At 75.2% G+C, this 8,789-nt stretch carries 6 protein-coding genes; 5 read left to right on the top strand and 1 reads right to left on the bottom strand.

Annotated features, from left to right (window positions below; genetic code table 11):
• Nucleotides 1–229: alpha/beta hydrolase (locus AQJ64_RS10655; protein WP_159060283.1), on the top strand; the 229-nt coding region annotated here is incomplete at its 5' end.
• An 8-nt stretch (nt 230–237) separates the two neighbouring features.
• Here AQJ64_RS10655 and AQJ64_RS10650 read toward each other — a convergent pair.
• Complete coding sequence (locus tag AQJ64_RS10650; protein ID WP_059202582.1) at nt 238–2,394, bottom strand: GH92 family glycosyl hydrolase; 2,157 nt, start codon at nt 2,392–2,394, stop codon at nt 238–240.
• Between the two features lie 240 nt (nt 2,395–2,634).
• Here AQJ64_RS10650 and AQJ64_RS10645 point away from each other — a divergent pair, with 240 nt between their 5' ends.
• The 4 genes from AQJ64_RS10645 to AQJ64_RS10630 form a co-directional block, all read left to right on the top strand.
• The gene (locus tag AQJ64_RS10645; RefSeq protein ID WP_059202581.1) at nt 2,635–5,460 is read left to right on the top strand and encodes an AfsR/SARP family transcriptional regulator; all 2,826 of its coding nucleotides are present in this window, start codon (nt 2,635–2,637) and stop codon (nt 5,458–5,460) included.
• Nucleotides 5,450–7,243 (top strand): AfsR/SARP family transcriptional regulator, encoded by a 1,794-nt coding sequence (locus AQJ64_RS10640; RefSeq protein WP_240512717.1) that lies wholly within the window; start codon nt 5,450–5,452, stop codon nt 7,241–7,243. Before AQJ64_RS10645 ends, AQJ64_RS10640 begins: the two co-directional genes overlap by 11 nt.
• A 94-nt stretch (nt 7,244–7,337) precedes the next feature.
• A complete protein-coding gene (locus AQJ64_RS10635; RefSeq protein WP_055635463.1) occupies nt 7,338–8,219 on the top strand; it encodes a helix-turn-helix domain-containing protein in 882 nt (293 codons plus the stop codon).
• Between the two features lie 97 nt (nt 8,220–8,316).
• Nucleotides 8,317–8,789, top strand: a 473-nt coding sequence (locus AQJ64_RS10630) for an alpha/beta hydrolase (protein WP_159060282.1), incomplete at its 3' end; no start/stop codon positions are given.

The following is an 8,789-nucleotide window of genomic DNA, read 5'->3' as shown; positions in this document are numbered from 1 at the left end:
CGAGGATCTGCCCCCGGCGCTGGTCGTCACGGGTGAGGCGGATGTCCTGCGGGACGAGGGCGAGGCGTACGCGAACAAGCTGCGCGAGGCCGGTGTCCCCGTCACCGCCGTCCGGTTCCAGGGCATCATCCACGACTTCGTGATGCTCAACGCCCTGCGCGAGACGCAAGCCGCGCAGGCGGCCATCACCCTCGCCGTCGGCACCCTGCGCGACGCCCTGCACCAGTGAGCCGGCGGTCACGGGGCCGAGAGACTGAAGGTCAGTGCTCCGCCCTTCGCGGGGAAGGAGTCGGGCAGCCGACGGGGATCCGTGGGAAGCCCGTTGAGGCGGACCTCGCGGACCCGGGAGTTCGTGTCCGAGGCCCGTGGGGCGACGACGGTGATGGTCACTCCGTTGCCTCGGCGGATCTGGGTGAGGGGGAAGAGCGGGCTGGCCAGGGCCAGTTGGGGGCTGCCCGGGATCTGGGGGTACATGCCGAGGGCGGCCCAGACGGCCCAGGAGGACATGGCGCCGAGGTCGTCGTTGCCGACGAGGCCGTCCGGGCCGTCCCCGAAGAGCGTCGTGAGGATGCCCCGCACGGTGTCCTGGGTGCGGTCGGGTCGGCCCACGTAGTCGTACGCCCACGGGGTGTTGAAGGAGGGCTCGTTGCCGAGGTAGGCGTACGGCTGGTCGGCGCCCGCGTTGTACTCGGTGAAGAAGGTGTCCAGACGGGCGGTGGCGGCCGTGTCGCCGCCCATCGCCGTGAACAGGCCGGGCAGGTCGTGCGGGACCATCCAGGTGTACTGCGCCGCGTTGCCCTCGACATAGTCCCGGCGCTGCGTCGGCCTGAAGGCCGGCCAGGTGCCGTCGGCGCGGCGGGGCTGGAGGTAGCGGCTGTCGGGATGGAGCAGGTTGCGCCAGTTGCCCGACGCGCGCTCCAGCGCCGCCCGGGTCTCCGTGTCGCCGAGCCGGCCGGCCAGGTGGGCGAGGGCGGCGTCGGACACCGCGTACTCCAGGGTGGTGGCCGCCGCGCCCCAGACGCCCTTCGTTCCGGCGGGGATGTAGCCGAGCGTGTCGTAGTACGTGTGTCCGGGGCGCTGCCGGTCGTCCTGGCGGCCGGCGACGGCCGTGCGCAGCAGCTCGCCGGCCTCGAAGTCGGTGCCGCCGAAAGCATGGACGGAGGCCGCCATCGCGGGCAGCGGGTCGCCGACCATCACCCCGGTGCCGCCGTTGGCGAGCGTCCAGCGGTCGAAGTAGCCCCCCTGGCGGCCCTGCTCGAGGATGGACTGGGCGACGTCCGACGCCTCGCGCGGGGCGAGGAGCGCCAGCAGCTGGATCTGGGAGCGGTACACGTCCCAGCCGGAGAAGTTCGCGTACTGCACATGCCCGGGCCGGGTGCGGTGGACCAGGCCGTCGAAGCCCCGGTAGCGGCCGTCGGCGTCGCTGAAGGCGCCGGGGTGCAGCAGGGAGTGGTACAGCGCGGTGTAGAACATCCGGCGCCGCGCCTCGCTGCCGCCGGCGACGGTGATCCGGCCGAGCCAGCCGTTCCACTCCCGGCGTGCGGCCCGCCGTACCTCGTCCAGCGAGCGGCCGCGCTGCTCCACGAGCGTGTTGCGGCGGGCGGCGTCCTCGCTGACGAAGGAGATGCCGACCCGCACGGTCACCTCGCGGGTGCCGGGCGCGAACGACACGTACGCCCCGGACGTCAGCCCGTCCAGCGGCTCGCCGTGCGCGAAGGGCCGGTCGAACTCCGCGTGGAAGTAGAGGCGGTAGCGCACGGACGTACCGCAGAAGCCGCCGCTGTCCGTGAAACCGGACAGGGTCCGGGCGCCGACCGTGACCTCGCCGGTGGCCTTGTTCCAGGCCCGCCCGGCGTCGACGGTCAGCCCGGCCGGCTCCCGGGCGTCCGCCGGGAAGGTCAGCCGGGCGACGCCGGAGCGCCGGGTGGCGGCGATCTCGGTACGGATCCCGTTGGCGAAGTCGACCCGGTAACTGCCGGGCGCCGCCCGCTCGTCGGCATGGGAGAACGTCGCGTACCGGGCCTCCGGGTCGGTCGCCGGCCGGCCCGTCAGCGGCATGAACGGTACGTTCCCGTAGTCGCCGCAGCCCGCGCCGGACAGGTGGGTGAGGCTGAAGCCGCGGATACGGTCGTCGGTGTAGGCATAGCCGCCGAACTGGCGCGTGACCGTGTCCGGGCTCCACTGGACGCCGCCCAGCGGTGCCGACGCGCCGGGGAAGGTGTTCCCGCCGCCGCCTCCGTGGCCCCAGTCCACCCCGCCCGGCTTCGTGCCGACGAAGGGGTTGACGTAGCGGGCCGGGTCGGCGAGGGACGGCAGGGACGTGGCGCCGGCCCGCGCGGGCGGGGCCAGCAGCACGACCGCCGCCACGGCGGCCCCGAGAGGTGACAGGCGCAACGGGATCTCCTTGCGTCGCGGGAGCCGGCGGAGCGCACGGCGGGGAGACGCCCACTGTCACCGCACCGGCCGCGCACACCGAGCCGCCGTGCCGGACGACACCCGGAAGTCAGGCACACGGCGCAGTCCCGGCCGACCGCGCCCCCGGTGAACAGGGCGGACGTCCGCTTCGTAACGCTGGGTAACTCCGTCGCTGACGTAAGGTCGAGGCGGGGGAGGACCGAAAGGGGAGGGGATCGCGTGCCGCCGCAGCCGGTGCGGTTCATGGTGCTGGGCACCCTGCGGGTGTACCGGGGGGAGACGGAACTGGATGTCGGCGGGCCGCAGGAGCGCGCCTTTCTGGCGCTGCTGCTGGCCAGGCCGGGGCAACCGGTCGCCATGACCGAGATCGTGGACGTCCTGTGGGGCGCGGAACCGCCGCGCAGCGCGGTCAACGTCGTCCGGCGGCACGTGGGTTCGCTGCGCCGGCTCCTGGAACCCGGGCTCCCCGCCCGAGCCGAGGGCCGCTGGCTGGTCCGGGACGCCGGCGGCTACCGGCTCGTCACCGAAGGTGACCGTGCCGACCTCCCACGGTTCCGCGCACTGCGCGAGACCGCCCGGCACAGCGCGGTCACCGCACCCGCCCGGGCGGCCGAACTCCTCACCGAGGCCCTGGGGTTGTGGCACGGCCCGATCGGCGACGGCATCCCCGCGCCCGCCCGCGGCCATCCCCTGTTCGACGCGATCGAGCGTGAACGGCTCTCGGCTGCCCGGGAGCTGGCCGACGCGGCCCTGCGCGCCGGACTGCCGGAGCCGGCACTGCCGCCCCTGCGCCGGGCCGCCGCCGACCATCCGCTCGACGAACCCGTCCACGCCGGCCTCCTGCGGCTGCTCGCCGCGGCCGGTCACCGCACCGAGGCGCGCACCGTGTACGCGACCGTACGGGCCCGCCTCGCCGAGGAACTGGGGATCGACCCGGGCCCCGAACTGACGGACGCCCACGACGCCCTGCCCGGTGAACCCGCCGCGCACGGCGCCCTCCCTTACGTCACCCCGTCGCAACTGCCGTACGACCTGCCCCTGTTCACCGGCCGCAAGGCCGAACTGGACGAGGCGCTCGCCCTGTTCGGCGCGGAGCAGCCCCGTCCCGGGACCGTGGTGATCGGCGCCGTCGGCGGCATGGCGGGCGTCGGCAAGACCACCCTCGCCGTGCACTGGGCGCATCGGGTCGCCGACCGGTTCCCCGACGGGCAGCTCTATGTGAACCTGCGCGGCTTCGACCCGTCCGGCGCGGTGCTGGAACCGGGTGAGGCCGTCCGAGGGTTCCTGGACGCCCTCGGCGTACCCCCCGAACGCGTCCCGCACGGGCTGGACGCGCAGAGCGCGCTCTACCGCAGCACCCTGGCGGGGCGGCGTGTCCTCGTCGTGCTCGACAACGCCCGGGACGCGGAGCACGTGAAACCGCTGCTGCCCGGATCGCCCGGCTGTCTGACGCTCATCACCAGCCGTGACGAACTGCCCGGCCTGGTCGCCGCCCACGGGGCCCGCTCCCTGATCCTGCACCCCTTCGACGAGGACCAGACCCGTGCCCTCCTCGTCCGCCGGCTCGGCGCGGCACGGGTGGCCGCCGAGCCACGGGCCGCCCACGAGATCGGCGCCCTGTGCGCCGGGCTGCCCCTCGCCCTCGCCTGCGTCGCCGCCCGCGCCGCCGCCCACCCGCACTTCCGGCTCGCCGACATCGCCACCGAACTGCGCGAGGCCCACGGCAGCCTCGACGCCTTCGCCCGCGCCGACGCCTCCGTCGACGTGAGCACGGTCTTCTCCTGGTCCACGAACGCCGTGTCCCCCGACGCCGCCCGCCTGTTCCGGCTCCTCGCCCTGCACCCCGGCCCGGACGTCACCCTCCCGGCCGCGACCGCCCTCGCGGGCCTCCCGGAGCGCCGGACCCGCCGACTGCTCGCCGAGCTGACCGGCCTCCACCTCGTCGCCGAGCACAGTCCCGCCCGCTACACCCTCCACGACCTGCTGCGCGCCCACGCCGGCGAACTCGTCCACGCACACGAGACCGAGACCGAGCGGGAGACCGCGCTCGACCGGCTCCACCACCACTATCTGCACACCGCGCACACCGCCGACCGCCTCCTCGCCCCCCACTCCGACCCGCTGCCCCCACCGCCCGCGCCCGAGGGCGCCCGGCCCGAACCGCTCCCCGACGACCACCGCGCCCTGGCCTGGCTCACCGCCGAACACACCGTCCTGCTCGCCGTCGTCACCACGGCCGCCGCCTCCGGCCGGCCCGCGCGAGAACGCCTCGCCTGCCAACTGGCCTGGTCCCTGGAGCCGTTCTTCGACCGGCGCGGCCACTGGCACGACGCGCTCACCGCACAGAGCACCGCTCTCGACACCGCCCGGCGGCTCGCCGACCCCGTCCTCATCGCCCGCGGCCTGCGCGGACTGGCCCGCATCGAGGGGCGCCTCGGCCTGCACACCCGCGCCGTCCCCCGCCTCGAACAGGCCCTCGACCTCTTCACCCGACTGGGCGACGACACCGGCCTGGCCCACACCCACCGCAGCCTCGGCTGGGAGTGCGACCAGCGCGGCGACCTGCCCGGCGCCCTGCGCCACAACCGGCTCGCCCTCGCCCTGTTCCGCACCCTCGGCGACCGCGCGGCCCAGGCCAGCGTCCTGAACTCGGTCGGCTGGTACCACGCCCTGCTCGGCGAGTACCGGCCGGCACTGACGCACTGCCACGAAGCCCTGCGCATGCTCCAGGACCTCGGCGACCGGTACGGCCAGGCCGCCACCTGGGACAGCATCGCCTACGCCCACCACCACCTCGGCCGCCACCCGCACGCCCTCCTCGGCTACCGCAACGCCCTCGCCCTGCTGCGGGACCTGGGCGTGCCGTACCTGGAGGCCGACATCCTGACCCGCGCCGGGGACACCCACCTCGCCATGGGCGACGAGCCGTCGGCCCGCGAGGCGTGGACGGAGGCACTGGCCCTGCTCAGGAGGCTGGGCCACCCCGACGCGGACGCGGTCGAGACGCGGCTCGGGGGTGGGGAGGAGCGGTCCGGTGCCTGCTGACGCCATCCGGTTCCAGGTGCTCGGACCCGTGCGGGTCCGGCGCGGCGAGGAAGAACTCGACCTCGGCTTCCCCCAGCAACGCGCCCTGCTCGCCCTGCTCCTGCTGCACGCGGGCCGGACCGTGCCGACCGCGGAGATCCTCGACACCCTGTGGGCCGGACGGCCGCCCGCCAGCGCGCCCAACGTCGTACGCCGCTACGCCGCCGCCCTGCGCCGCCTCCTGGAGCCCGGACTGCCGCCCCGCGACCCCGGCAGCCGCCTGCTGCGCCGCACCGGCGGCTACCTCCTCGTGGCGGAGCCGGACGAGGCCGACCTCCTGCGGTTCCGTGAACTCACCCGGCAGGGCAAGCGGGCCGCGGCCACCGGACGGGCCGAGACGGCGGCCCGCCGCTTCACCCGGGCGCTCGGGGAGTGGCGCGGCCCGCTGGCGATGGGCATCCCCGAACCCGTGCGCGCACACGTCCGGTTCACGGCCGTCCACCGTGAACTCCTCGACACCGCCCGTCTCGCGGCCGACGCCGCCCTGCTGTCCGGCCACGCCGACCGGGTCCTCCCCGCCCTGCGCGAGGCCGTGGCGCACGAACCCCTCGACGAGCCCCTGCACGCCCGTCTCGTCCTCGCCCTCGCCGCGTGCGGCCTCCAGGCGGAGGCGCTCAGAACGTACGACGACATCCGCCGCCGACTCGCCACCGACCTCTCCCTCACCCCCGGCCCGGAGCTGACGGCCGCTCATGCGCGCGTACTGCGCCAGGAGGTGCGCCGCTCGGGAGCCGCGGGACACGGGGGATCGCCGGGCGAGAGCGGGCCGCCTTCCCCCCTGGGCCTCTTCGTGGGACGGGAGGACGAGTCGCGGCGGCTGTCGGAGCTGGCCCGGGGCTCGGGCGTGGTGCTCGTCGGGGGGATGCCCGGGGTCGGCAAGAGCGCCCTCGCGGCGCGCTGGGCGCATCAGGCGGCAGCCCGGTACCCGGACGGGCGGCTGCACGTGAACCTGCGTGGGTCCGAGCCCGGACGCCCCGCGCTGGAACCGGTCGACGCGCTGGGGGAGTTGCTGACGGCCCTCGGGGTGTCCGCCCGGCGCATGCCCGACGGCCCGGCCGCCCGGGCCGGGCTGTACCGCACGCTGCTCGCGGAGCGCCGTGCCCTGGTCGTGCTCGACGACGCCCTCGGCACCGAGCAGCTGCGCCCGCTGCTGCCCGCCGCGCCGGGCTGCCTCACCCTCGTCACCAGCCGTAACGCCCTGCCCGGACTGGTCGCCGCGGGTGCCCGCCCGCTACGGCTCGAACCGCCGTCCGCCGAGGACGCGCACACGATCCTGGCCCGCCGCACCGGCCCCGGACGGATCGCCGCCGAGCCGACCGCCGCCGCCGAGATCCTCGCCCACTGCGACCGGCTGCCGCTGGCCCTCACGGTCGTCGCCGCCCGCCTCACCCGCCACCCGCACCTCCCGCTCGCCGCCGTCGCCGCCGAACTGCGCGCCGCGCACGGCAGCCTCGACGCCCTGTCCGCCCTGCGCCCCGCCCTCCTCGCCTCCTACCACCGGCTGCCGGACGACGGCGCGCGCCTCTTCCGGGCGCTGTCCCGGCACCCCGCACCCCCCATCACCGCGGCGACGGCCGCGGCCCTCACCGGACTGCCGTCCCGCACGACCCGCCTCCTCCTCGGCCGGCTCGCCGAGGCCCACCTCCTCGCCGAGCCCGCGCCCGGCCGCTACACCCTGCACGACCTGCTGCGGGCCCTGGCCGCCGAACTCACGCGGACCGGCGAGCACCCCCCGCCGTACTGACAGCCCCACCCCAGCTGCTTGTGGACGCGCCCGCACCCCGGCCGCACTCCACTGTCACTCTTTTTGCACATCCGCCGACCTACCGTCCGGGCACGTGACCACCACCATCACCGTCCGTACGCCCCTGGGCGTCGAGATCCTCACCCACGAACACGGCGAGGAGCCTCGCGGGCCGCTGCCCGCCGAGGGCCGCCCGCACCCCGCGCACCGGCTCCAGGCCCGGACAACCGGCGAGTACCTCTTCGTGGGCCTGCGGGGCGGCACGGCGGCACCCGCTCCCCAGCCCCTCACCCTCCGCCTCACCCCCGGGGACATCTGTTTCTACGACGTCCGCCACGCCCCTGTCCTGGACTTCCCCGAGCGGTTCCGGGCGACGGTGTTCCTCGCGCCGGCCAATCTGCTGGGGCTCACCGGGGCCGACGCCGGGCGGATCACGCGCACCCCGGTCGCCCGCGCCTCCCGCCTGGGCACGCTGCTCTCCCCGCTCCTGTCCGACCTCGCCCGTGCGGCGGCCGAGGCGCGCCCCCAGGTCGGCGAGATGCTCGCCTGGAACGCGGTGAACCTCCTGTCCACCCTCGCCGTCGAGCAGCTCGGCGCACGGACCCCCGACCCGGCGTCCGCCCGTCCGCCGGTGCTGACACGGATCCTGGAGTACGTGGAACTGCACCTGACCGACCCGGAGTTGTCACCGGAGACGATCGCCCGGGCCCACCACATCTCGGTGCGCTACCTGCACAAGCTGTTCAAGGACGAGGGCACCTCGGTGGGCCGCTGGATCCTGCGCCGCCGACTCGACGAATGCCGGCGCGACCTGATGCGCCACGGCCGCGGCAGCCGTACCATCGCGGCGGTGGCCGCCCGCTGGGGCTTCCTGAGCGCCACCCACTTCAGCCGGGTCTTCCGGGCCGCCTACGGCATGTCCCCCAGCGAATGGCGGGACACCGCGGCCCGCGCCGACCGTCGCCGTGCGCTGTGAGGACATCGCCGGTGCGCTCGCGGGCAAGGCGCGGCGACCCGACGGAATTAGCGTCCGTGAGGAGAGACAACGCACATCCACAACAGCAGGAGATGCCATGTCCGACGTCGTAGAGCCGGTCGTGCCGGTGCTCGAGCCCGAGGCCGCGGCGTTCGCCGAGGCGACCGCCAACCCGCCCTACCTTTTCGACCTGCCCCCTGCGGAGGGCCGCAAGGCGGTCGACGAGGTGCAGTCCGGTGACATCGTCAAGCCGGAGGTCGACGAGGAGTGGATCACCGTCGAGGGTGGTCCGACGGGGAGTGTGCGGGCACGGATCGTGCGGCCGACCGGTGCCGAGGGCGCGCTGCCGGTGATCCTCTACATCCATGGTGCGGGGTGGGTGTTCGGCAACGCGCACACCCATGACCGCCTGGTGCGTGAGCTGGCCGTCGGCGCCGAGGCCGTGGTGGTGTTCCCGGAGTACGACCTGTCGCCGGAGGTGCGGTACCCGGTCGCGATCGAGCAGAACTTCGCGGTGGCCCGGTGGGTCGTCGAGGAGGGTGCCTCGAAGGGGCTGGACGGTTCGCGGAT

Source organism: Streptomyces griseoruber, assembly GCF_001514205.1.
Lineage (GTDB): Bacteria > Actinomycetota > Actinomycetes > Streptomycetales > Streptomycetaceae > Streptomyces > Streptomyces griseoruber.
This window is presented reverse-complemented; position numbering and strand designations above follow the sequence as displayed.